This window comes from Catellatospora coxensis (assembly GCF_016862635.1).
Lineage (GTDB): Bacteria > Actinomycetota > Actinomycetes > Mycobacteriales > Micromonosporaceae > Catellatospora > Catellatospora coxensis.
Genome location: NZ_BONI01000057.1, coordinates 40,640 through 65,740 on the forward strand (window position 1 = coordinate 40,640; position 25,101 = coordinate 65,740).

General features: G+C 74.2%; 10 protein-coding genes. 4 read left to right on the forward strand and 6 right to left on the reverse strand.

Features of this window, described 5'->3' with window-relative positions:
• Window positions 1-27: 27 nt before the first annotated feature.
• From Cco03nite_RS28635 to Cco03nite_RS28645, 3 genes are read right to left on the reverse strand one after another with little or no spacing between them, the layout of a single operon-like run.
• Window positions 28-246, reverse strand: a complete 219-nt coding sequence (locus Cco03nite_RS28635; protein WP_203695593.1) for an MbtH family protein — start codon at window positions 244-246, stop codon at window positions 28-30.
• The gene (locus Cco03nite_RS28640) at window positions 243-16,517 is read right to left on the reverse strand and encodes a non-ribosomal peptide synthetase (protein ID WP_203695595.1); all 16,275 of its coding nucleotides are present in this window, start codon (window positions 16,515-16,517) and stop codon (window positions 243-245) included. The genes Cco03nite_RS28635 and Cco03nite_RS28640 overlap by 4 nt, the downstream gene beginning before the upstream one ends.
• Window positions 16,518-16,577: 60 nt before the next feature.
• Window positions 16,578-17,612: an iron-siderophore ABC transporter substrate-binding protein gene (locus Cco03nite_RS28645; protein WP_239167735.1), complete on the reverse strand. Its 1,035-nt coding sequence runs from the start codon at window positions 17,610-17,612 to the stop codon at window positions 16,578-16,580.
• Between the two features lie 142 nt (window positions 17,613-17,754).
• On the opposite strand from Cco03nite_RS28645, the gene Cco03nite_RS28650 reads away from it, so the two are divergent.
• The 3 genes from Cco03nite_RS28650 to Cco03nite_RS28660 are packed head-to-tail and all read left to right on the forward strand — an operon-like array spanning window position 17,755 to window position 20,775.
• Window positions 17,755-18,786 carry a FecCD family ABC transporter permease gene (locus Cco03nite_RS28650; protein WP_239167736.1) on the forward strand — a complete coding sequence of 344 codons (1,032 nt, stop codon included), beginning with the start codon at window positions 17,755-17,757 and terminating at the stop codon, window positions 18,784-18,786.
• Window positions 18,787-18,791: 5 nt separating this feature from the next.
• Window positions 18,792-19,922, forward strand: coding sequence for a FecCD family ABC transporter permease (locus Cco03nite_RS28655; protein WP_239167737.1), 1,131 nt, complete (start codon window positions 18,792-18,794; stop codon window positions 19,920-19,922).
• Window positions 19,923-19,968: 46 nt separating this feature from the next.
• On the forward strand, window positions 19,969-20,775 hold the full coding sequence (locus tag Cco03nite_RS28660; protein ID WP_203695597.1) for an ABC transporter ATP-binding protein: 807 nt from the start codon (window positions 19,969-19,971) through the stop codon (window positions 20,773-20,775).
• On the opposite strand, the gene Cco03nite_RS28665 is transcribed toward Cco03nite_RS28660, so the two are convergent.
• Together Cco03nite_RS28665 and tnpB are read right to left on the reverse strand one after the other, a co-directional pair.
• Window positions 20,765-21,466 (reverse strand): hypothetical protein, encoded by a 702-nt coding sequence (locus Cco03nite_RS28665; RefSeq protein ID WP_203695599.1) that lies wholly within the window; start codon window positions 21,464-21,466, stop codon window positions 20,765-20,767. The genes Cco03nite_RS28660 and Cco03nite_RS28665 overlap by 11 nt on opposite strands.
• Window positions 21,467-21,761: 295 nt before the next feature.
• The gene (gene tnpB / locus Cco03nite_RS28670; RefSeq protein ID WP_203695601.1) at window positions 21,762-23,177 is read right to left on the reverse strand and encodes an IS607 family element RNA-guided endonuclease TnpB; all 1,416 of its coding nucleotides are present in this window, start codon (window positions 23,175-23,177) and stop codon (window positions 21,762-21,764) included.
• A gap of 194 nt (window positions 23,178-23,371) precedes the next feature.
• Between tnpB and Cco03nite_RS28675 the strand changes: the two genes are divergently transcribed.
• A complete protein-coding gene (locus Cco03nite_RS28675; RefSeq protein ID WP_203695615.1) occupies window positions 23,372-23,533 on the forward strand; it encodes a hypothetical protein in 162 nt (53 codons plus the stop codon).
• An 86-nt stretch (window positions 23,534-23,619) separates the two neighbouring features.
• On the opposite strand, the gene Cco03nite_RS28680 is transcribed toward Cco03nite_RS28675, so the two are convergent.
• Window positions 23,620-25,101, reverse strand: a 1,482-nt coding sequence (locus Cco03nite_RS28680; RefSeq protein ID WP_506272212.1) for an ATP-binding protein, incomplete at its 5' end; no start/stop codon positions are given.

A 25,101-nucleotide genomic window follows, 5' to 3' on the forward strand; every position in this document is an offset into this window, starting at 1 on the left:
CCCGGCGGCGGCCACCCGGCACTCCGGTCAGGCCGCGGCTGCCTGCATGCGCTCGCGCAGGCTGCGCGGGCGCAGGTCGGTCCAGTTGGCCTCGACGTAGGCGAGGCACGCCTCGCGGGTGTCCTCGCCGAACACGGTGCGCCAGCCCGCCGGGACGGCCGCGAAGGCGGGCCACAGCGAGTGCTGGTCCTCGTCGTTGACGAGCACGAGGTAGCGGCCGTCGGCGTCTTCGAACGGGTTGGTCATGACTTCTCCTGAACATCGGTGCCGGCCGGGGCCGGCGGGACAGCGGTCGCCGGGACGAGCCCGGACAGGGTCAGCTCGGGGCGTGCCACCGCGGCGGTGAGCACTTCCACCAGGTCGGCGGCGATCCGCTGGGCGGTGGGCCGGTCGAAGCGGGCCGTGGCGTACTCCAGCTCCACGTGCACCGGGGCGTCCCCGGCGGGCTCGTAGAAGCTGACGGTCAGCTCGGCCCGTACCGTGCCGGTCGGGATCTGGTCGAAGCGCAGCACGCCGTCGCCGAGGCGGGCCTCCTCGTGGTGCACCACCATGACCCGCGGCCCGTCCAGCCCCGGCGTGACGGCGTCGAGCACCACGGCGAACGGCACGTCCTGGTGGTCGAGGGCGGCCAGGTCGGCGGCCCGGACCCGGTCGAGCAGCGTGCTGAACGCCGGGTCGCCGGAGGTGTCGGTGCGCATGACGACGGTGTTGTAGAAGCAGCCGGCCAGGTCGGTCAGCGCCTCCTCGGTGCGGCCCGCGACGAGGCTGCCGATCGGCAGGTCGGTGCCGCAGCCGTACCCGGTGAGCAGGGTCGCGAACGCGGCCTGCACCACCATGAACATGCTGGTGCCGGTGCGCCGGGCCAGCTCGTCGACGCCGCGGTGCAGGCCGGCGTCGAGCAGGAACTCGACCGTCTCGCCCCGCCGCGAGACGGCCCCGTCGCGGGCGCGGTCGGCGGGCAGGTCCAGGTCGGGCAGGTCCGCCAGGGTCCGGCTCCAGTACGCGAGCTGCCGCGCGTGCCGGCTCGCCGGGTCTTCCGGGTCGCCGAGCAGGGTGTACGCCCACCGCGTGTAGTCGGCGTAGCCGACCGGGAGCGGCTCCCACACGGGCGCGAGCCCGTTGCCCCGTGCCGCGTAGGCGGTGGCCAGGTCGCGCAGCAGCGGGACCACCGACCACTCGTCCACGCCCAGGTGGTGCGTGGTGAGCAGCAGCGTTCGCTGCGGCGTGCCGTGCTCGTCGGCGCCGATGACCAGGCGCGCCCGCAGCGGCGGCTGCTCGGCCAGGTCGATCGTCTCCCGGGCCAGCGCGTCGAGGCGCCGCGCCAGCGGCGTGCCGTCGTCGGCGACCGGTTCGAGCACCCGCTCCCCCAGCACGCTGCGCGGCGTGCCGTCGGTCCCGGCGACCGTGTGCAGCGGCTGATGCCGGGTGATCACGTCGCGCAGGGCCTCGTCCAGGGCGACGACGTCCAGGTCGGACGCGGGCACCGCGAACGCGATGTCCCAGCCGGGCCGGTCCACGGCCCGGTGCAGCCGCCACGGGTGCAGTTGCACCGGCGCGAGCCGGTCGGCCGGTTCACCGGTCGGACTCTGCCCGTCGTCATGCTGCGCCGCGACCCGAGCTGCCCGGTCAGCCGAGGCGGTGCGGACGAGCTGCGGGCGGTCGCCCGCGGCGGCACGGTCGAGGCGGTCGGCGAGTTCCGCGACGGTCGGGGCGTCGAAGACGTCGCGGATCGCGAGGTCCGCGCCGAGCGCGGTGCGGACCCGGCCGATCAGGCGCATCGAGGCCATGGAGTGGCCGCCCAGGTGGAAGAAGTTGTCGTGCACGCCGACCTCGGGCAGGCCGAGGACCTCCGCGAACAGCTCCGCGAGCTGGCGCTGCCGGGCGGTGGCGGGCTTGGCGTCGCCGGCCAGCGAGCCCCAGTCCGGCGCGGGCAGCGCCTTGCGGTCCACCTTGCCGTTCGGGTTGACCGGCAGCGGCCCGTCGAGCACGACGACCAGCGACGGCACCATGTACTCGGGCAGTACCGCGCCGATGTGCGCGCGCAGTGCCGCCGGGTCGGCGGGGCCGTCCGGGGACACGTACGCCACGAGCCTGGTCGTGTCGCCGGTGCGGTCGGCGACCACGGCGGCCTGGCGTACGGTCTCGTGCCCGGCGAGCACCGCCTCGATCTCGCCCGGTTCGATCCGGAAGCCGCGGATCTTCACCTGGTTGTCGGAGCGGCCCAGGAAGTCGATGTCGCCGTCGGCCTTCCAGCGGGCCCGGTCGCCGGTGCGGTACATGCGTGTCCCCGGCCCGGCGAACGGGTCGGCGACGAAGCGCTGCGCCGACAGGCCCGGCTTGCCGAGGTAGCCGCGGGCCAGGCCACGGCCGCCGACGTACAGCTCACCGACGACACCGACGGGCACCGGCCGCAGCCGCTCGTCGAGGATGTACGTCACCGTGTTCGGGTCGGGGCGGCCGATCGGCACGGGCGCGTCCCAGCCGGGCGTGGCCCGCCACAGGGTCGAGTTGACCGTGGCCTCGGTGAGGCCGTACGCGGCGAACAGCTTCAGGTGGCCGGCCCAGCGGTTGATCAGGCCGGCGGGCACGGTCTCGGTGCCGACGAGCACGCACAGGCCCTCGGGCAGGTCGGCGTCGGGCGGCAGGATGGACACCAGCGACGGCGGCAGGATCGCGTGGGTGACCCCGTGCGCGTACAGCAGCTCGGACAGCGCCGCGCCCGGCGTACGGGCCTCGTCGGGGGTGATGACCAGCGCGGCCCCCGTGCACAGCGCCATCGACACCTCGAACGCGAACACGTCGAAGCCGATCGAGGCGAACTGCAGCACCCGGCTGTCCGCGGTGACGCCCATGGGGTCGACGGCGGTCTCGACCAGGCTGCCGATGCCCTCGTGCGACACCGTCACGCCCTTGGGGCGGCCGGTCGAGCCGGAGGTGTAGATGACGTACGCCGCGTGGTCCAGGCCCGTCGGCGCGGGCAGCACCGGGCGCACCGGCGTCGCGTCGGTGACGTCGTCGAGCACCAGCACCGGCGCGGCCGTCTCCGGCAGCAGGCCCTTGGCCTTGCCCGTGGTCACCACGAGCACCGCCCCCGAGTCCTCGATCATGTACGCGAGGCGGTCGGCCGGGTGGTTGAGGTCCAGGGGCAGGAACGCGGCGCCCAGCCGGTTGACGGCGAGCACGGTCACGATGGTCTCCAGCGAGCGGGGCACGGCGACCCCGACCACGCTCTCGGGGCGTACGCCCTGATGGGCCAGGACCCGCGCGAGCCGCCCGGCGCACGCGGCGAGCTCCACGTAGGACACCTCGCGCTCCCCGTCGATGACGGCGACGGCCTCGGGAGCCCGCGCCACCCGCAGCGCGAACGCCTCGGGCAGGGTCAGCTCCGCCACCGGCCGCGCGGTCGCGTTGAACCCGCGCAGCACCTGGTCCAGCTCGCCCTCGACGAGCAGGTCCAGGTCGGCCAGCGGCCGGTCGGGCTCGGCGCAGACCGCGTCGGCCAGCCGCGCCAGCCGCCGCCCGAGCAGCTCGACCGTGGCCCGGTCGAACAGCGCGCTGCGGTACGTCAGCAGGCACTCCAGCTCGTCACCAGCGCTCTCGAGCACCTCGACGACCAGGTCGAACCGGGCCGTGGTGGTCTCCAGCGGCTCGTCGGAGCAGTCCAGGCCGGACAGTCCCGCCCAGTCCTCCGCGTGGTTGCGGTGCACGACCATGACCTGGAACAGCGGGTTGCGGCCAGGCGAGCGGGCCGGGTTGACCGCCTCCACGACCGCGTCGAACGGCACGTCGGCGTTCGCGAACGCGGCCAGGTCGGTCTCCCGCACCCGGGCCAGCAGCTCGGTGAAGGACGGCGACCCGGACAGGTCGGTGCGCAGCACCAGCGTGTTGACGAAGAACCCGACCAGGTCGTCCAGGCCCTCCTCGCCACGGCCCGCGATCGGCGCGCCGAGCGGGATGTCGTCGCCCGCGCCGAGCCGGTGCAGCAGCGTCGCGGCCAGCGCGTGCGCGGTCATGAACATGCTCGCCCCGGACGCCGACGCCAGCTCGCGCAGGCGGGCGCCGGTCGCGGCGGGCAGGGTCAGCGTGACCGAGCCGCCACGGGCATCCGGGGTCGCCGGGCGGGCCCGGTCGGTCGGCAGCGCCAGCTCCTCCGGTACGCCGGCCAGGGCCTTCGTCCAGTACGCGAGCTGCCGCGCGGCGAGACCGTCCGGGTCGGCCGGGTCGCCGAGCAGGTCGCGTTGCCAGAGCGTGTAGTCGGCGTACTGCACCGCCAGCGGCTGCCACGACGGGGCGTGCCCGGCCAGGCGTGCCTCGTAGGCCGCGGCCAGGTCGCGCAGGAACGGCCCGTCGGACCACTCGTCGGTCGCGACGTGGTGCAGCAGCAGCGCCAGCACGTGCTCGTCCGGCCCGGCCTCGATCAGCGTGCCACGCACAGGAAGCTCGCTCGCCAGGTCGAACGGACGCGCCAGCGCCTCATCGATCGCCTGCGCCACGGTCGGCGCGGCCTGCGCCCGATCACGCTCGGCGCTGCTCTTCAGCACCGCAGGCTGAGCGCCACCGGGCACCGCTGACCGCGCCGGGACGGTCCCGCCGTTGTCCGCGTCGGTGGCGGGCAGGCCTGGCCGCCACGCGAGGTCGGCCGCCGTGACGAGGTCGAGCACCGGGCGGGCCTGGTCGGCGGGCAGGATGTGCTGCGACGGGCGGCCTTCGACCGCTGTGAACACGGTGCGCAGGGACTCGTGTCGGGTCACCACGTCGTGCAGGGCGTCGTGCAGGGCGGCCCGGTCCAGTGGGCCGCGCAGGCGGACGACCAGCGGGAAGTTGTATGCCGCCGACGGTCCCGCGAGCTGCTCCAGCAGCCACAGCCGCTGCTGGGCCGCCGACAGCGGCAGCTCTCCCTCGCGGGGGCGGGCGACCAGCTCGGCCCGCTCGGTGGACGCCGCCGGGTCGATCCGGGCGGCGAGCTGCGCCACAGTCGGGGCCTCGAACAGGTCCCGGATGGACAGTTGCGCCCCGAGCGCGGTGCGGGCCCGGCTGACCAGGCGGATCGCCAGCAGCGAGTGGCCGCCCAGTTCGAAGAAGCTGTCGTCCACGCCGACCGCAGGCACGCCCAGCAGCTGCGCGAACAGGTCGCACAGCGTCTCCTCCGCCGGGGTCGCCGGGGGACGGCTCGCCGCGCCGGTGAGCACGGTCGCCTTGGGCAGGGCGCGTACGTCGAGCTTGCCGTTGACGGTCAGCGGCAGCCGGTCCACGGCCGTCAGCGCCGCGGGCACCATGTAGTCGGGCAGGGTGCGCTTGAGGTGCTCGCGCAGCGCGGGCAGGACCGCCTCGTCGGGGCCGGCCCAGCCGGGGCCGCGTACGACGTAGCCGGCCAGCCGCTTCGCCCCGTCGCCGGAACTGTCCACGATCACCGCCGCGTGCGCGACGGCCGGGTGGGTGCCCAGGGCCGACTCGATCTCGCCCAGCTCGACCCGGTACCCGCGGATCTTCACCTGGTCGTCGGTGCGGCCGAGGAAGTCGATGTTCCCGTCGGCCCGGCGGCGCACCAGGTCACCGGTGCGGTACATGCGCTCGCCGGGCGCGCCGAACGGGTCGGCGACGAACCGTTCCGCGGTCAGGTCCGGGCGCAGGTGGTAGCCCCGGGCCAGGCCGATGCCCGCGACGTAGAGCTCGCCCGGCGAGCCGGGCGGCACCTCGCGCAGCATCGCGTCGAGCACGTACGCGCGGGTGTTCCAGATCGGCGCGCCGACGGTCGGGGTGTCGCTGTCCAGGGTGCCGCCGCCGAGGGTGTTGATGGTGTACTCGGTCGGCCCGTACAGGTTGTAGCCCAGGGTGCCGGGGGTGTCGCGCAGCGCGGCCCAGACCGCGTCGGAGACGGCCTCCCCGCCGAGCAGCACCAGCGGCGGCCGATGCCGGCCCGGCCCCTCGGCCAGCAGCCCCTCCTCGATGAGGTGCTGGGCGTACGTCGGGGTCACGTTGACGACGTCGACGCCGTGCCGGTCGCAGTACGCGACCAGCGCGGGCGCGTCGCGGCGCAGCTGCTCGTCGCAGACGTGCACCTCGTGGCCCTCGACGAGCCAGAGCAGCTCCTCCCAGGACATGTCGAACGCGAACGACACGGTGTGCGCGACCTTGAGGCGGCGTCCACCGGCGGCCTCGATCACCGGGTTGAAGATGGCCTCCCGGTGGTTGAGCTGCATGTTCGTCAAGCCGCGGTATGCCGTGACGACGCCCTTCGGGCGGCCCGTCGAGCCCGACGTGAAGATCAGGTACGCGGGGTGGTCCAGCCGCCCCGCCACTCCCGGCGCGAACAGCGGCCGCTCCGCGTCGGCCAGGTCCCCGCCGCCGTACTCGGCCAGCTCGGCGCGGACGTCCGCGTCGTCCAGCAGCACCAGGTTCGTCAGGCCACCGGGCAGCCGGCCGGCCACCGCCGCCGTGCTGAGCACGCACATCGGCGCGGTGTCCTCGATCATGAAGCCGAGGCGCTCGGCGGGCAGGTCCAGCTCCAGCGGGAGGTACGCCGCACCCGTGCGCAGCACCGCGAACAGCGCCACCACCATGTCCACGGTGCGCGGCAGGGCCAGGCCCACCACCGTCTCCGGGCCCGCGCCCCGGGCCAGCAGCAGCCGCGCCATCCGGTTGATCCGCGCGTCGAACTCGGCGTACGTCAGCGTCAGCGCCCCGTCGACCAGCGCGGTCACGTCCGGCGTCCGGGCCGCCTGCTCGGCGAGCAGGTCGGCGACGGTCAGCTCGCCGATGTCGTGCCCGGTCCGGGCCCACTCGGCGGTCCGCGCGGCGCGCTCGCCGGGCAGCAGCAGATCCAGCTCCCGCACCGGCGCGTCCACGTCGGACACCAGCCGGTCCAGCACGGCCAGCAGCCGGTCCAGCACCGCCTGCGCGGTCGGCCCGTCCACGATGTCGGGCCGGTGGTCCAGCGCGACCCGGATCGCCCGCTGCGGCGTCACCACCAGCGTCAGCGGGTAGTGCGTGGCGTCGACGCCGTCCACGGCCTCGATGCCGTGCCGGGCCCGCAGGTCGGCGCTGCCGTCCTCGTCCACGAAGTTCTGCAGCACGTACAGGGTGTCGAACAGGGTCGCGTGCCCGCTGTCGCGCTGCACCTGCCCCAGCCCGACATGGTCGTACGGCATCAGCGCCAGGCGCTGCTCCTGCACCCGGCGCAGCAGGTCGCCGACCCGCTCGCCCGCCCGCGGCGCGATCCGCATCGCGACCGTGTTCAGGAACAGGCCGATCACGTCCTCGACCCCGTCGACCTCGCTGTGCCGTCCGGCGACCGTCATGCCGAACACCGCGTCCGGGCGGCCGGTCAGCGCGCCCAGGGTCAGACCCCAGGCCGTGGTCAGCACCGTGTTCAGGGTCAGTCCGTACTCGCGTGCCGCCCGGCGCACCCGGTCGCTGACATCCTCGGGCATGCGGGCCTCGACCCGCTGCGGCACGGCCGGGGCCGGGGTCCGGTCCGCCGGACCGATCAGCGTCGGCTCGGCCAGCCCCGCCAGCGCCCCGCGCCACGCGGCGGCGGCCTCCTGCTCGTCCTGCACGCCGAGCCAGGCCAGGTGATCGCGGTAGGAGCCCGGCACGGGCAGCCCGGTCGCGTCGCCGTCCCGCTCGTACAGGGTGAACAGCTGCTCGACGAACAGCTCCTCGGACCAGCCGTCCCACAGGATCAGGTGGTGCGTGACGACGAGGCGGTCGCGACCGCTCGGCATCCGGATCAGCAGCATCCGGCACAGCGGCGGCCGGGCCAGGTCGAACCGGGCGACCCGGTCGGCGGCCATCAGTTCCGCGGTACGCGCCGCGGCCTGCGCCTCGTCCAGCTCCGACAGGTCGGCCTCGGTCAGCGGCAGGTCCAGCCCGTCGGCGACGAACTGCGCCGGCCGGGACAGGCCCTCGCTGGTGAACCCGGCCCGCATCGCCGTGTTCCGCGCCAGCAGCACCCGCCCGGCCCGCCGCAACCGCGCCACGTCGACGCGGTAGCCGAGGTCGAACGCGTCCTGTCCGGTGTAGACGTCCAGCGTCGCGGTGTCGTAGCTGGCGTGGAAGAACAGCCCCTCCTGCAGCGGCGACAGCGGCCACACGTCCGACACCGGCCCGGGGCTCACCTCCGCCAGCCGCGCCAGCTCGTCCTCGGTCAACACCAGCAGCGGCCCGCATGCAATTTCGGGGAAACCGGCCCTTCGCGCCTCGGCAGTGCTGCTGTTTCCGGGAAACTGCAGATCGTCAGCGACCGGGGTTGCGGTGACGGCGTTGGCGAGGGTGGTCAGGGCTTCGTGCCAGAGGTCGGCGAGGTCGTCGAGGTCGGTGGTGGTGAGCTGGCCGGACGGCCAGGTCCAGGTGGTGGTCAGGGTGGTGCCGTGCGGGCCCTCGGCCGCGACGATGTCGAGTTGCAGCAGGTGGGTCGCGGGCAGGCCGCCGTTGACCGGGGTGATCGCGGCGGACTCCGGTGCGGGCGTCCACGCCGCCCCGGTCGCGGCGGGGAAGCGGCCGAAGTAGTTGAACAGCACCTGCGGCGTCGCGAGGCGGGCCAGCAGCGGCGCGGTCTGCGCGTTGAGGTGGCGCAGCATGCCATGGCCGATGCCGCCGTCGGGCACCGCCCGCACCCGCTCGCCGACGGCCGCGATCAGCGCGACCAGGTCGGTGTCCGCGACCGGCAGCCGGACGGGCTGCACGCTGGTGAACCAGCCGACGGTACGCGACAGGTCCAGCTCCGGTTCCAGCTGCTCACGGCCGTGGCGCTCCACATCCACGAGCAGTTCCCCGGCGGCCCGGCCGTGGCGCTCGTGCCAGCCGCGGACCGCGGTCGCCAGCGCGGCCAGCAGCCCGTCGGTGATCTCCCCGCCCAGCGCGGGCACCGCCGCCAGCACCGCCGCGGTCACGTCGACCGGCAGCGTGGTGATCCGGCTGGCGACCCCGGTGCCGGACTTCGCGGACCCGCCGACGGTGACACCGCCGGTGGGCGAGGCGGCGCCGGTCGCCGCGTGGGTGGGCAGGATCGCTCCCTGCAGCAGATCAGCGCCAGCGGCCGCGGTCTTCGCCCAGTGCTCCAGCTCGGACAGGCGTGGTGGCAGCTGCGACTGGGCCGTGACGGCCTGCGCGAACCTGCGCAGTGACGTGTCGACAGGCGGCAGCACCGGGACGGCACCGACGGTGGCCGCCTGCCAGGCGGCGGCGAGGTCCTCGAACAGGATGCGCCAGGACACGCCGTCGACGGCCAGGTGGTGCACGGCCAGCAGCAGGCGGCCCGGCCGGTCGCCGGCGTCGAACCAGACGGCACGCAGCACGCTGCCCGTGTCGGGGTCGAGCAGCGCGGTCGCCTCGCTGGCATGTTCGGCCAGCAGCCCCGGCATCGCGGCGTCGTCCACACCCGACACGTCCACCCGCACCAGCAGGTCGGCGGCGGCGAGTCCGCCGGTCGGCTCGGTGCGCAGGGTCCACAGCACCGACGCGATGCGCTGCAGGCGCAGGCGCAGGCCGTCGTGATGGTCGAGCACCGTCTGCAGCGTCGCGGCGATGGACCGCTCATCGGCCCCGGCGGGGGTGACCAGCAGCATCGGCATCGTGAAGCGGTCGATCGCCGCGCCGGTGTCGCGCAGCCAGTGCACGATCGGCAGCAGCGGCACGTCCCCGACCCCGTCGCCCGCGTTCCCCGCTGCCCCGGCCGCGACGACGGCCGACGCCGCGCCGGTCGATCCGGCACCGACCGGACCGGCCCCCGCCGCAGCCCCCGCGGGCATGGCTCCGTCCGGCACCGCCCCACCCGGCGCGTCGCCGACGGTCCATGTCCCCGCAGCAGCAGCGGACATCTCGGTGGGCGTCGACATCTTTTCTGATGTGGCCACATCGTTTTCGATGTGGCGCGACGGCGAAGCACCTTCGGCTGCGGCGAGGTCGGCCAGGCGGCGCGGGGTGCGGGCGGCGAGCACGTCACGCGGGCTGATCGGCAGCCCCGCGCGCCGGGCGCGGCTGGACACGCCGATGGACAGGATGCTGTCCCCGCCGAGGGCGAAGAAGTCGTCATCCGGCCCGACCGCCGCGACCCCGAGCACCACCCCGACGATCTCGCGCAGCACCGCCACCGGCCCGGTCACGGCCTCGCCCGTGATCGTCCGATTTGCCTGGCACTCGTGCGTATCTTGGCCGTGCTTTCGCCCACATGCCTGGCACGTCGGACGATCATCGCGGGGGGCGGGCAGGGCGGCGCGGTCGAGTTTGCCGCTGGAGGTGCGCGGGAGGGCGTCGAGGGCGACGAACACGGCCGGGACCAGGGCCGGGGGCAGCGCGGCCGTGGCCGCCTCGCGGAGCGCGGCCGGGTCGAGCACGTGGCCGGCGGCGGGGACCGCGTAGGCGACGAGCTGGACCGCGCCGGGGCCGTCGGTGCGGGCGATCACCGCCGCCTGTACGACGTCGGGGCGGCCGAGCAGCCACGACTCGACGTCGGCCGGGTCGATGCGGACACCCCGGATCTTGATCTCGTGGTCGGTGCGGGCCAGGTAGGTGAGCGTGCCGTCGGCGGCGCGGACGACGAGGTCGCCGGTGCGGTACATGCGCTCGCCGGGCGCGCCGGCCGGGTCGGCGACGAAGCGCGACGCGGTCAGCGCGGCGCGGCCGAGGTAGCCGCGGGCCAGCTGCGCGCCGGAGACGTACAGCTCACCGGGCACGCCGGCGGGCACCGGACGCAGGCAGTCGTCGAGCACGTGCAGGCCGGTGTCCGCGACGGGGCCGCCGATCGGCACGGCCGGGCCGTGCTGCCCGTCGTTGGGCCACCAGGTGACCTGCACGGCGGTCTCGGTCGGGCCGTAGAAGTTGTCCAGTCGGGTGCCGGTCGCCGACTCCCAGCGCCGGGCCAGGTCACCGGTCAGCGCCTCGCCGCCGCAGGAGACCCAGCGCAGGTCGCGGGCCCACGAGCGGTCCGCGAGCACGCCGTCGGCGAGCAGGAACGCCTCCACCATGGACGGCACGAACGTGGCGGCGCTGACCCGGTGCGCCCGCATGAGCGCGGCCAGTTCGGCCGGGTCGTGCTGCGCGCCGGGCTCCGGCAGCACCACGGCGGCGCCGGCGATCAGCGGCCAGAACAGTTCCCATACGGAGGTGTCGAACGTGGCCGGGGCGAGCTGCAGCATCCGGTCGGCTGCGCGCAGCCCGAAGGTGCGCTGCGACCAGTCCAGCTGGTTGCCGATCGCCCGGTGCGTGACCAGCACGCCCTTGGGCCGCCCGGTCGAGCCGGAGGTGTAGATGACGTACGCGGGGTGCTCGGGGTCCACGGCCGCGGGCGCGCCGACGGCCTCGTCGGTCCCGGCGAGCACGTAGGACAGCCCGGCCCGGCGGGGCAGGCGGGCGAGCAGGTCCGGGGTCGTGACGACGGTGGCGACCCCGGCGTCGGCGAGCACCGCGTCGAGGTTCGGCGACGCGGGGTCGACGGGCAGGTACGCGGCCCCGCTGTACAGCACGCCGAGCATGGCGGTGACCTGGCGGGCCGAGCGCGGCAGCGCGACCGCGACGACGTGTTCCGGCCCGGCGCCCCGGGCGGCCAGCCGCACCGCCAGCGCGGCGGCGCGGGCGGTCAGGGAGGCGTAGCTGAGCTGCTCGTCGGCCGCGATGACGGCGGTCGCGTCCGGGGTGCGGGCGGCCTGCGCGGCGACGAGCCAGGCCAGACCGTTTCCGCCCACGCCAGGCTCGCCGTGCACCGGGTCAGGACCGCGCTCGCCGTGCAGCGACGCAGAAACGCGAACGCCCTGCTGCGTCGCGGAGGCGGGAACGCCGTGCTGCGGATCGGCGGTGGATTCGCCGCGTAGCGGCGCGGGGGCGTCGCCGAGGTCGACCGCGCCCGCGGGCAGGTCCGGCGTGTCGAGCACGGCGTCGAGCAGCGCGGGCAGCCCGGCGCGCAGCCGGGCCAGGATCGCCGCGTCCAGCCGGGCCGGGTCGTGCTCGATGACCAGGGACAGCTCGTCGCCGGGGGTGGCGAGCAGGCTGACCGGGTAGTGGGTGGCCTCGCGGTAGGACACGCCCGCGACGCGGACCGTGCCGGAGCCGTCGCGCAGGTCGCCGCCGGCGGGCAGGTTCTCGACGCTGACGAGGCTGTCGAACAGCTCGCCGCCGCCCGCGAGCCGGGTGATCGCGGTCAGGCCGAGGTGCTGGTGGTCCAGCAGCCCGGTCTGCGCCCGCGCGAGCCGGGCCAGGATCTCCCGCACCGGCTCGTACGGCGCCCAGCTGACCCGGACCGGGACGGTGTTGATGAACAGGCCGATCATCGACTCGACCCCGGGGGTGTCACCGTCGCGGCCGGACACGGTGCTGCCGAACAGCACGTCCCGGCGGCCGGTCAGCCGGCCCAGGAGCAGGCCCCAGACGCCGTACAGCAGGGTGCTCGCGGTCATGCCGTAGGCCCGCGCGGCGGCGGACAGCCGTGCCCCGGTGCCGTCCGGCACGGCCACCGTCACCTGCTCGACGTCATCGGAGGCGTCGGCGGCCGGCGTCCCGAGCAGCGTCGGACCGTCCACGCCGGACAGCGCCGCACGCCACGCGTGCTCGGCCGCCGCGTGATCACGGGTCGCCAGGCGGCGCAGGTGCTCGCGGTACGGCGTCACGGCGGGCAGCCGGACCGCGACGTCGCCGGTGGCGTACAGCGCCGTCAGCTCGCGCAGCGCGACGGTGGCCGACCAGCCGTCGGTGACGATGTGGTGGTGCGTGAACACCAGCGTGTGCCGGTCGTCGCCGTGGTCGACGAGCAGGTGGCGCACCAGCGGCGCGACGGCCGGGTCGAACACGGCCGCCTTCTCGTCGGCGAGGATCTGCGCGTACAGCTCCGCCGACGATCCGGCGTCCATCCGGGACAGGTCCACCTGCCGCCACGGCGCGGTCGCCGTCGCGGAGACCGCCTGCACGAGCCGCCCGTCGGCCAGTTCGTGGAACGACGCGCGCAGCGGCGCGTGCCGGGCCACGATCGTGTCCACGGCCCGGCGGACCGCATCCGGGTCGACCGGCCCGTGCAGCTCCACGACCTGCTGCACCTGGTAGCTGCCGTCCCCGGTGTACGCGTGGAACAGCAGCCCCTCCTGCAGCGGCGACTGCGGCAGCACGTCGTCGAGCCCCGGCACCAGGGCCGCGAGCGCGTCCACGTCGGCCTGGCACAGCTCGACCAGCGGGAAGTCCGACGGGGTGTGCCCGCCCGCGCCCGGCGCGGCGGCGGCCTCGGCCAGCTCGCCGAGCGCGGCGAACCAGCCCTCGGCCAGCTCGCGCACCGCGTCCTCGCCGAGCAGGTCCGCCGGGAACGCCCAGGTCACCCCGAGCGCAGGCCCGTCCGGGCCCTCCTGCGCGAACGCGTTGACCTCCAGCGTGTACGGCGCGACCGGCATCGCCGCGTCGTAGCCGCCGGCCAGCATGCCGACGCCGGGCAGCGCGGTGAAGTCGCCCTGCTCGTCGACGCCGAAGCGGCCCAGGTAGTTGAAGCTGATCTGCGGCTGCGGCAGCGCGGCCAGCAGCGGCGCGGTCTCCGGGTTGACGTGGCGCAGCAGGCCGTACCCGACGCCGTGGTCGGGCAGGGCGCGCAGCCGCTCCTTGACGTGCTTGAGCGCCGCACCGAGGTCGTCCGGGTCGGGGCCGAGGTCGAGGCGCACCGGGAAGACGCTGGTGAACCAGCCGAGGGTGCGGGACAGGTCCGCACCGGGCACGATCTCCTCCTCACGCCCGTGACCTTCCAGCGCGACCAGCACGGGCGGGGTCGCCATGCCGCGGCTTTCCCGCCACCGGTTGACGGCCGTCGCGAGCGCGGTGAGCAGCACGTCGTTGACGCCGGCGTGCCAGGCGGCGGGCACCGTGGTCAGCAGCGGCGCGGTCGCCGCGGCGGGCAGGTGCAGCGTGAGGTGGCGCACCGAGGCCAGGTCGGCGACGGGGTCGAGGGCGCGGTGCGACAGGGCCGGGTCGTCGCCGGTGAGCAGGCCGGTCCACAGGTCCAGTTCGGCGAGCCGGTCGGGGTGCTCGGCGGCGGCCGCGAGCTGCTGCGCCCAGGAACTCAGCGGGGTGCCGACCGGTGCGAGACGGGGCAGCCGGCCCGCGGCGGCGTCGGCGTACGCGGCAGCGAGGTCGGGCAGCAGGATGCGCCAGGTCACCCCGTCCACGATCAGGTGGTGCAGCATGACGAGCAGGTACCCGGGACGGTCGGGTCCCGCGTCGAGCCACACGGCCTGGAACATGACGCCGCCGGTCGGATCGAGCCGCTGCCCGGCTTCGGCGGCGGCCTGGTCGATGCGTTCCGAAACGCCGGACTGCTCGCCGGGCGCAGTGGTCAGGTCGACGCGGTGGAGGTGTTCCGCTGCCGCGACGGCACCGGGCGCGGCGACGGTGAGCCGACCGGCACGGCCCGGGGCAGCGCGGTGCAGGCGGGAGCGCAGCACGTCGTGGCGGTCGGTGACGGCCTGCAGCGCGGCGGCCAGGGTGTCGCGGGTCGCGCCCGCCGGGACGCGTACGGCGAGCCACTGGCTGAACGCGTCGATGTCGCCGCCGCAGCCGTCCAGCCACGACATGATCGGGGTCAGCGGCAGGTCGCCGACCCCGGCCAGGGGGTCGTCCGCGCGGGCCGGGTCGGCGGCGACCGCGACCAGGGCCAGCCGGGCGACGGTGCGCTGCTCGAACACCTGCCGGGGCGTGACGGTCAGCCCGGCGCGGCGGGCCGCGATGACCAGCTGGATGGAGACGATGCTGTCGCCGCCGAGGGCGAAGAAGTCGTCGTCGACCCCGACCCCGGTCAGGCCGAGCACCTGGCCGTACAGGTCGCACAGCAGCTGCTCGCGGGCGTCGCGGGCGGCCTGCCCGCCGGTCAGCGCGGTGAAGTCGGGCGCGGGCAGCGCGGCCCGGTCCAGCTTGCCGCTCGTCGTCACGGGCAGCCGGTCCAGCACCACCACGGCCGCCGGCACCATGTGCTCGGGCAGGAAGGCCTGGGTGTGCGCCCGCACCTCGGCCGGCACGGCGACCTGCCCGTCGCGGGCGACCACGTACGCCACGAGCCTGGTGTCGCCGGGCCGGTCCTGCCGGACCACGGCCACGGCCTGCCCGACGCTCTCGTGCTGCAGCAGCACGGACTCGACCTCGCCCAGCTCGACCCGGTACCCGCGGATCTTCACCTGGTCGTCGGTGCGGCCGGTGAAGTCCAGCCGCCCGTCGGGCAGCCAGCGCACCAGGTCCCCGGTGCGGTAGAGGCGCTCGCCGGGCGCGCCGAACGGGTCGGCGACGAACCGGGTCGCGGTCAGGCCGGGCCGGTTGAGGTAGCCGCGGGCCAGGCCGGGGCCGCCGAGGTACAGCTCGCCGAGTTCGCCGACGGGCACCGGGCGCAGTTCCGCGTCGAGCACGTAGCAGCGGGTGCCCGGATCGGGCCCGCCGATCGGCACGCTGGCCAGCGGGTCCATGTCCGGATCGCAGAGGCCCAGCGTCGAGTTCACGGTCGCCTCGGTGGGGCCGTACGCGTTGAACATCTGCCGGCCGCGGGCGAAGCGCGCGACCAGCGCGGTCGAGATCCGTTCGGTGCCCGCCAGCAGCGTCGCGCCCTCGGGCAGGTCGCAGTCCTCGGGCAGGGCCGCCAGCAGCGCCGGGGGAAGGATCATGAAGGTGATGCCGTGGGCGCGGGCGTACTCGGTCAGCTCCGGCCCCGGCACCCGCCGCTCGGCGGGCACCACGACCAGCCGCGCCCCGGTGAGCAGCCCCAGGCACAGGTCGAAGAACGCCACGTCGAAGCTCGGCGACGCGAACTGCAGCACCCGGCCGTCCGGCCCGACGCCGAGCCGCTCGGTGGCCGTGGCCAGCAGCTTCACCACTCCGGCGTGCGACACGACGACACCCTTGGGCCGCCCCGTCGAGCCGGAGGTGTAGATCACGTATGCCGCGCCGAGCGGGCTCAACGGCCCGCCACGGTCGGCATCGGACGGCCCTGTCTCCGGCGACGTCGCCAGTTCGGCGCGGGTCTCGGCGGCGTCGAGCACCAGCACCGACACGGCCACCGGGTTGTCCGCGCGCGTGGCAGGCGCGCAGGTGGCCTCGGCCGGGTCGGTCCCCGTCAGCGAGGCGTCCGCCGGACCGGCCTGCCCAGGCAGCACATCGGCGAGGTCGGTCGTCGTGACGAGGCACACCGGGCGAGCATCGTCCACCATGTACGCGATGCGCTCGGCCGGGTAGTCGGGGTCGAGCGGCAGGTACGCCGCGCCGGTCTTGAGCACGGCCACCTGCGCGACGATCATCTCCGCGGAGCGGGGCAGGCACAGGCCGACCACCCGCTCCGGGCCCGCGCCACGGGTGATCAGCGCGTGCGCGAGCCGGTTCGCGGCCGCGTCGAGCTGGCCGTAGGTGAGGCTGGTCTGCTCGTACACCAGCGCGATCGCGTCACGCCGCGCCGCGACCTGGCCGGCGAACAGCTCCGGCCAGGTCGCGGGCGGTTGCCCGCAGGCGGTGTCGTTCCACGCCACGAGGATGCGGTGCAGCTCGGAGTCCGATACGGGCTGGGACACGGTCTCGGTCACGAGGAGACACCTTTCGGGGGGCGGTACGGGTGGCGCGGTGGTGGTGGCGGTGGGGCAGGCTCAGCCGAGCAGCGGGACGAGCTGGTCCAGGGCGTACGGGATGCTCAGCACGGTGCCGAAGGACAGGGCGGCGCCCAGCGGCGGCGTCTCGTAGGGCAGGAACACCGCCCGGTTCTCCTTGGCGACCTTGAGCGTGGTGTAGACCTTGTCGGCCTTCACGGTCGTCTCGGTGGACTTGTCCGCGGTGAGGAAGACGAGCTTGTCCACATCGATCAGGTCGAGCCGCTCGGAGCCGATCTCGGCGGCGTACTCACTGCCCGCGGCCTTGACGATGGCCTCCGGCACGGTGAAGCCGAGCTGGGTCAGCAGCACGACCTTCGGGTCGCTGGGGGCGAACACGGCGTACTTTCCCGGCTCGTACGGCTCGACGACCGCGACGGTCTTGCCCGCGAACTGCGGGTTCTTGGCCTTCAGCTCGGCCAGCCGCTGGTCGATGGCGGCGATGAGCTGTGCGGCCTTGGCGGACTGCCCGAGCGCCCGGCCGGCGTGCATGGTCATCTCCTGCCACGGCGCGCTGTAGTCGTCGTAGCCCTTGACCTGCGCGACGGTCGGCGCGATCTGGGTGAGCTTGGTGTACTGCTCCTGGCTCATCCCGGAGTACATGCCGATGATCAGGTCGGGGTTCAGGGCCGCGATCTTCTCCAGGTTGTAGTCGTCGCGCTCGCCGACGACCTCGGGGGCCTTGCCGCCCCACAGCGGCTGCGCCCAGGGCCACTTGCCGTAGGGGCGCTCGCCGAACCAATCGATGGCGCCGACCGGCACGACGCCCAGCGCCAGCACCGGGTCCTGGTCGCTGAGCCCGAGGGTGACCACGCGGGCCGGGGCCTTGTCGATGACGGTGTCGCCGTACTTGTGCGACACGGTGACGGGGAACGCTGCGCCCGGAGCTGCGGAACCGCCGGGCGCGGGGGTCGCGGCCGGGTCACCGCCGCACGCGGTGAGGGCCAGCGCGGCCACGGCGAGCGCCGCGGTCAGCCGGCCGGCGACCGGCCACATACGACGGATGCGGCCGGATTGCTTCGGCAGGGTGGACATGACTTCCCCTCGACTCGGACGGACAACTGAGGGGATGGTAAAGTAAGGCTAACCTAATTTCAAGATTCACCGCTTTTGCCCAGCTCATGCCCCGTCGTACGGTAAGGCAAGGCTCACTTAAGATGACGGCCATGAGGTCGAAGTGACCCCCGCTCCCCCACCCGCCGCCGCACCGCGACGCGCCGCCGCGTACCTGCCCGCGGCCGCGCTGCTGCTGGCTGTGCTGTGCCTGCTCTCGCTGGCCTTCGGCAGCCGCGCCGTCCCCATCGGACAGGTCGCCGACGCGCTGCTCGACCGCACCGCCGTCGACCCGCAGGTCGCGGCCATCGTCTGGAACGTGCGCCTGCCCCGCACCGCCGCCGGGCTGCTCGTCGGCGCCGCCCTCGGCCTGGCCGGGGCGCTCATGCAGGGCCTGACCCGCAACCCGCTCGCCGATCCGGGCCTGCTCGGCGTCAGCGCCGGGGCCTCGTTCGCCATCGTGCTCGCCGTCGCCGCGTTCGGCGCGAGCACCGCACCGACCAACCTCATCTGGTACGCCTTCGCGGGCGCGCTCGCCGGAGCCCTCGCCGTGCACCTGCTCGGCGGCCTGGGCCGCGGCGGCGCGACCCCGGTCAAGACGGCCCTGGCCGGTATCGCGGTGACGTTCCTGCTCGGCTCCTTCACCAGCGCCCTCGTGCTGCGCAGCCCGCTCGCCCTGGACCGCTTCCGGTTCTGGGCCGCCGGGTCGCTGACCGCGGCCGACGCCGCCACGCTGTGGCAGGTCACGCCGCTGCTGGCCGCCGCCGCCGGGCTCGCCCTGGCCACCGCGCCCGCGCTGAACAGCCTGGCCCTCGGCGAGGACGTCGCCGCCGCGCTCGGCCGCCGGGTCGGCCTGATCCGGCTGCGGGCCACCCTCGCCATCACCGTGCTGGCCGGCACCGCCGTCGCGCTGGCCGGCCCGATCGTCTTCGTCGGCCTGGTCACCCCGCACCTGGCCCGCATGGTCACCGGCCCCGACCACCGGCGCATCCTCGCCCTGACCCTGCTCGGCGCGCCGTGCCTGCTCATCGCCGCCGACGTGCTCGGCCGCGTCGTCGCCCGCCCCGAGGAGATCCAGGCCGGGATCGTGGTGGCCTTCCTCGGCGGGCCGTTCTTCATCGCCCTCGCCCGCCGCCGCCGACTGGCCGAGATGTGAGCACCGTGAACCCGGCCACCGCCGTGCCACCACGAGGCGGCGCCCCGAGCCCGACCGCCGGCGACGGGGGTCCACGGCCCGACATCGCGGGCAAGCCGGCCCGCTCCGGCCGGGCGCTGCGGCCGTCCCTGCTCGGGCTGCCGCTGCGCCCGCGACTGATCGTCATGTGCGCCGTCCTCGCGGTCGCGGCGTTCGCCGTGTTCTGCCTCGGGCTGGCGCTCGGCGACTACCCCGTGCCGCTCGTCGACGTCGTTCCCGCGCTGTGGCGGTCCGGGGCGCGCGGCACCGTCTTCATCGTGCACGAGGTGCGCCTGCCCAGGGCGCTCACCGGCGTGCTGGTCGGCGCGGCGTTCGCGACCTCCGGCGCGGTGCTGCAGGCGATCACCCGCAACCCGCTGGCCAGCCCCGACATGGTCGGCATCAACGCGGGGGCGACGACCGCCGTCGTCGCCGGCATCGTGCTCGGCTTCGGCGACACCCTCGGCACCCCCACGCTGGGCCTGGCCGGCGGGCTGCTCGGCGCGCTCGCCGTGTACCTGCTGGCCTGGCGGCGAGGCAGCACCGGGTTCCGGATCGTGCTGGTCGGCATCGGGGTGTCGTGGATGTGCACCAGCGCCACCGACTACCTGCTCACCCGGGCCAAGATGCACCAGGCGCAGGAGGCGGTCGGCTGGCTGGTCGGCAACCTCAACGGGCGCGGCTGGGAGGCCGTTCGCCCGCTGGGTATCGCCGTCGCGGTGCTGCTGCCCGCGGCGCTGCTGCTCGCCGGGTGGAACCGGAACCTGCAGCTCGGCGACGACGTCGCCCGCGGCCTCGGCACCCCTGTGCAGCTCGCCCGGGGCCTGCTGCTGCTGGTCAGCGTCGCGCTGGTGTCGTTCGCCACCGCCGCGGCCGGGCCGGTGCTGTTCGTGTCCCTGGCCGCGCCGCAGATCGCCCAGCGCCTGGCCCGGCTGTCCGCGCCGCCGGTGCTGCTGTCCGCGCTGACCGGCGCCCTGCTGGTGTCCGGCAGCGACCTGCTGGCCCGGCACCTGCTGCCCGACCTGGACCTGCCGGTCGGGGTGGTGACCGGAGCCATCGGCGCCGGTTTCCTGCTCCGGCTGCTGATCCGCTCCAACCGCGCCGGCAGCGGAGGCTGACATGATCTCTTCGTACCCGCCGCCGCCCGTCCACAGTGGAGGTCCGATGACGGTGCTCCGGGCCGAGAGCCTGACCCTCGCCTACGACGACCGGACCGTCGTGTCCGGGCTCGACCTGCGGATCCCCCAGGGCCAGGTCACCGTCGTCGTCGGGGCCAACGCCTGCGGCAAGTCGACGCTGCTGCGCGCGCTGGCCCGGCTGATGCGCCCCGAGCACGGGGCGGTGCTGCTCGACGGGCGGGCCATCCACACGTTGCCGACCAGGCAGGTCGCGCGGCAGGTCGGCATCCTGCCGCAGTCGCCCGTCGCACCCGAGGGCATCAGCGTGCTCGACCTGGTCGGCCGGGGGCGCTCGCCGCACCAGACCTGGTGGCGGCAGTGGTCGGCCGCCGACGAGCAGGCCGTCGCTGAGGCGCTGGCCGCGACCGGCATGACCGGGCTCGCCCACCGGCCCGTCGACGAGCTGTCCGGCGGCCAGCGGCAGCGGGCCTGGATCGCGATGGCCGTCGCCCAGCAGACCCCCGTGCTCCTGCTCGACGAGCCCACGACGTACCTGGACCTGGCGCATCAGGTCGACGTGCTCGACCTGGTCACCGACCTGAACCGGCGCGACGGGCGCACCGTGGTGATGGTGCTGCACGACCTCAACCAGGCCTGCCGGTACGCCGACCACCTCGTGGTGATGCGCGACGGGCGGATCGCCGCCGAGGGCGACCCGGGCGCGGTGGTGACGGCGGAGCTGGTCACCGAGGTGTTCGGGCTGGGCTGCCAGGTCGTGCCCGACCCCGTCACCGGCACCCCGATGGTCATCCCGCTGAGCCGCCACCACCCCGCCCGGACCGTCACGGCGTGACGCGCGGCGGCGGTCCGGCGTACACCTCGTCGGTGAATGCTCCGCCGCCCCCGGACGACCCGCGGCCGGCCGCCGGGGCGGCGGGACGGATGACCGCCGGACCGGTGACACCCGCAGCGGTTTCCTGCGCGGAGCGGCCACCACGCGTGGCGGGCCACAGGGCAGCCATGATCAGCAGGCCGGACAGCGGCAGCAGGTCCAGCGTCACCGGCGGCAGCAGGATGCCGATCAGCAGCACGACCGGGCTCCACCGGGGCAGCCGCCGGACGCGGGCCGCCAGGATCGTCAGCACCAGCAGCCCGACGAAGAACAGCTGCGGCCCCACCTGGTACACGACCAGGTCGACGCCGGGGATGTCGCCGAAGTCGCCGGACAGCGCCTGCATGCCGGCCTTGTCGTCGGCGCGCAGCGCGAACCAGATGTCCGCGCCGAACTGGACCATCGAGGCCGCGAGACCGAACAGGGACACGGCCACGGTGCCGGAGCGCCACGCGCCACGGGGCAGCAGCGCGCCCAGGCCCAGGACCGCGGGTACGAACAGGACGACTCCGGCCAGCGCGAGCAGGTGCGCGGCCTGCCAGTCCAGGCCCGGCCCGTACACGCCGTCGGACTTGCCGACGATGCGGACGACCCCGTAGGCGGCGAGCAGGAGCGGCGCGGTGAGCAGCGCGACAGCGGCAGGTTTCTTCACCGCTCGATCGTCGGCCGTCGCGGCGTGCCGCGCCTCCGGGCCGGACCCGGACGGCGACCCCGATGCCCGGCCAGGGCTTCCACCCAGGCGCGTGCCGCACGGCGGGGCGGGCCGCGCGCCGACACCGGCCCGTACGCGAACGTTACGGGCCTCGTCACGTGCAGGTCACGGCGGGTATCAGCCAGGAGCCTACGGTCGGTCCGTCAGTAGATCTTGAACGAACCGAGGTACCGTTGCTGATATTCATAGTCGGATATCAGCAATCCCGGCCTTTCAGCCGGAAAGGTTCCTGCCGTCACTGAAGCGTGGCCGCTTCGGTTCGGCGAGGATCTCTCGCTTCTGTCCGCTGGTGCGGTGTTGCGCCACCTGCCCGCCCACCCGGCAGCTTGCGCGGTCGGGTGGTGGCGCGGGTCTGACGGTCGGCTCCACGGGGGTTCGACGCTTGCGCGTCCTGGTCTCCGGCCACTCCGGTACCAGCCTTGACTGCCGCCGCGAGGGCGGCGAGGTTACGGGCCGCGTTCGCGTCACGGTCCATGACCAGGGGGCATTGTTCGCAGTTGAACACCCGGACGTGCAGCGGCAGTTTGGTTTTCACCGCACCGCAGTTCGAGCATGTCTTCGACGATGGGTACCAGCGGTCGGCCTTCACCGTGACACCGCCGGCCCACTCGCCCTTGTATTCGATCTGGCGTCGAATCTGCCCGAACGCGGCGTCGGCGACCTTGCGCGCCAGACGCCGGTTGGCCAGCATCCCGGCGACGTTGAGGTCCTCGACCACCACCGTGGCGTACTCGGCCCGGATCTTTGTGGTGAGCTTGTGCAGGGCGTCGGTGCGCAGGTTCGCGACCCGGTGGTGGACCCGGTTGCGTTCGGCGTCGGCCTTGAGCCAGCGTCGCGACGCGGTGCGCCCGGCACGCCGGTCCGGACCCCGACGGCGCGACACCCGCCGCGACAACCGACGCAGCCGAGCAAGGGCGTTGTCGTAGTGCCCGGGGTTGGGCACATACCTGATCGTTCCGGTGTTGTCGGCCAGCACCGCCAGGTGCTTGACCCCGAGATCGACCCCGACGACCGTGTCCGGCTGCCGGGCCGGGTTGCGCGCGTCGCGGATGACCTCGACCTGGAACGACACGAACCAGCGGCCACGCGCCAAGCTGACGGTCGCGGACAGGATCCGCGCCGTGCCTGCGGCAAGGCGGCGCTGGAGTTTGCGGGTGTTCTCGTGCGTGCGGATCGTGCCCAACCTCGGCAACGTCACATGCCGCCGGTCCGGCTCGACCCGGATCGCGCCGGTCGTGAACCGGCACGACAACCTCGCCCCACGCTTGGACTTACGCCGCGGCCTGCCCACCCGGCGGCCCGCCCGCACACCCTGCTTGGACTTGGTGTAGTTGTCGAACGCCGCCGCCGCATTGGCAAGACCGGTGTTGTAAGCCTCTTTGCTGTTATCGGCCCACCAGCCGGCGAAGCGTGGGTCGGTGTGCTTGACCTCGTTGAACGCCTTGCGCAGCGCGGGCAACGACGTCGGCCGCCACGGCGTCAACTGTTCGTCACCGATGCCGTAGGACTGCTCGGCCCTGCGCTGCCACCAGGTGGCCGTCACCCACGACACGGCCCAGTTGTACGCGGCGCGCGCCGCACCGCAGTGCGAACGCAACGCAGCCTGCTCACCCACGTTCGGGTCCAGGGCGAACCGGTACGCCTGCACCACGAAACCAACCCGCGGCTCGAACCTTTTCACCGCCGCAGGCCCCCGACGACCCACCCACCACGCGAAGATCGCCCAACGCAGGTAGGCAACAGGCGAAGTACCACATGCCGACATTACATGTCGCTACATCACCACATTCAGCGGCCGAACCCGCAGCGGCCACCAACCCCACTTCGACTAGACAGCCACCACACATGACGACAGTGACTACGTCCGTCGATAAATACGGAACAGTTCGCAACCCTGACGACGGGAAATACCTCAAGGATCTGGCAATCACCGACTACCCGAACCGGGTGCGCGAGCTGATGGCCGAGCGTGGCATGAAGCTGCCGAAGGCGTACCAGGCCCACTGACGGTCCCACCGGGTGCGGCGGCGGGCGCTCCTCCCGACCGCCGCCGCACCGACCTCGTCGAGATCGCCCCCACCGCGCAGCGGCCTTCATCCGAGGTTTGCCAGGAGTCTCCTGGCCCGCTCCGCGAAGAGGTGGGCCTCGCGCTGGACCGACCAGGCCAGGGCCTGCTCGGCCGCGGCCCGGACCGCGGTCGCCGGTTCGCCGCGAGCCTGCAGCAGACGTGCTCGCATCAGCAGAATGTGCCCCTCTGCGTACCGCTGGCCGCAGTCCCGAAGGGCCTGATCGGCCCGCTCCAGCGAGGCGGCGGCCTCGTCGGTCTTCCCGGCGGCCAGCCACATCTCGGCGATCAGCCCGTAGTAGTAGGCGAGTCCCCACTGCGGGGGGTCGAGCAAGCTGGCGGTGAGAAGCTGTTCGGCTTCGGCTGCGGCGGCAGCCGGGTCATCGCCGGTGAGGGCACGCGCCCAGCACCGGTACTGCTGGACGTAATCGTCGGCCAGGGTGTGGAGGCGGCCGAAGCCGGCTTCGACCCACCGGTCGCACGCCTGTTTCACCACGGCCGTGTCACCGGCCATGGAGGCGATCATGGTGGTGTAGTAGGCCCAGACGGTCAGGGCATACGGGTCGCCGGGCTGGTCCCAGGTGTCGACGAAGGTCAGGGCCGTCGCGACGTCTCCGTGCAGTGCGGTCGTCACGGCCCGCCAGCCGGGTCCCTCGCCCGGGACGCCGCCGTCGCGCCGGAGCGGCGTGTCGTGCTCCGGCGTGGCCGCGGCGTCCGGACCGACGCTGTCGGCTGCCATGAAGGACCGGTAAGACTCTCCGATGTGGCCGGTGTCCCACTTGTGCAGGCCCCAGGCGGTCTGACCGTACGCCCGGACGGTCGGATCGGTGGACGACTGGCCGTGCTGGTGCAGCTGGGATGCCAGCGCCCTGCGGTCCTTCTCATTGGCGGTGTAGGCACCCATCAACCGGATGAAGCGGAAGTCGGCGGCCTCGGCGTCCCGACCCAGCGTGCGGGCCAGGTACTCGGCGCGGTCGAGCAGGTCGAGGATGGGGCTGTCGTATTTGTTGTGCCTTCTGACCACGATAGTCAACAGCGTGAGGGCGGACAGTTCCAGATCCATCAGTCCCGCTGTGCGCGCGAGCTGCGCGGACAGCCGCAATTGCCGGTCGGCCGCTTGGTACGCCAGCTTCGACGCGGCGCGGTGGCCGGCGCGCATGAGCGCCGCCGCGGTGCGGGCGGGGTCGGCGAGGGGGCCGGCGGCCCAGAGGTGGTAGGCGAGGCGCTCGGCGACGGCCTCGTCACCGGCGTGGAGGTGGTCGAGCGCGTCCGCGACGCGCAGGTGCAGCCGGACGGCCAGCTGCTGGGTCATGGTCTCGAAGATCGACTCGCGGACCAGGTCGTGCGTGAACCGCACCGTCGACGGGTCGTCCGGGCTGGTCTCGAGAAGGCCGAGCGCGTGCAGCGGTTCGAGGCGCTCCACGCAGTCGGCAGGCTCGACGCCGGCGACGTGGGAGAGCAGCCGCAGGCCGATCTCGCGGCCGAAGAACGCCGCCACGTCCAGCAGTTC

Coding starts and splice junctions, on each gene's coding strand:
- Cco03nite_RS28635 (WP_203695593.1), bottom strand. CDS start 246: ATGACCAACCCGTTCGAAGACGCCGACGGCCGCTACCTCGTGCTCGTC.
- Cco03nite_RS28645 (WP_239167735.1), bottom strand. CDS start 17,612: ATGTCCACCCTGCCGAAGCAATCCGGCCGCATCCGTCGTATGTGGCCG.
- Cco03nite_RS28660 (WP_203695597.1), top strand. CDS start 19,969: ATGACGGTGCTCCGGGCCGAGAGCCTGACCCTCGCCTACGACGACCGG.
- Cco03nite_RS28675 (WP_203695615.1), top strand. CDS start 23,372: ATGACGACAGTGACTACGTCCGTCGATAAATACGGAACAGTTCGCAAC.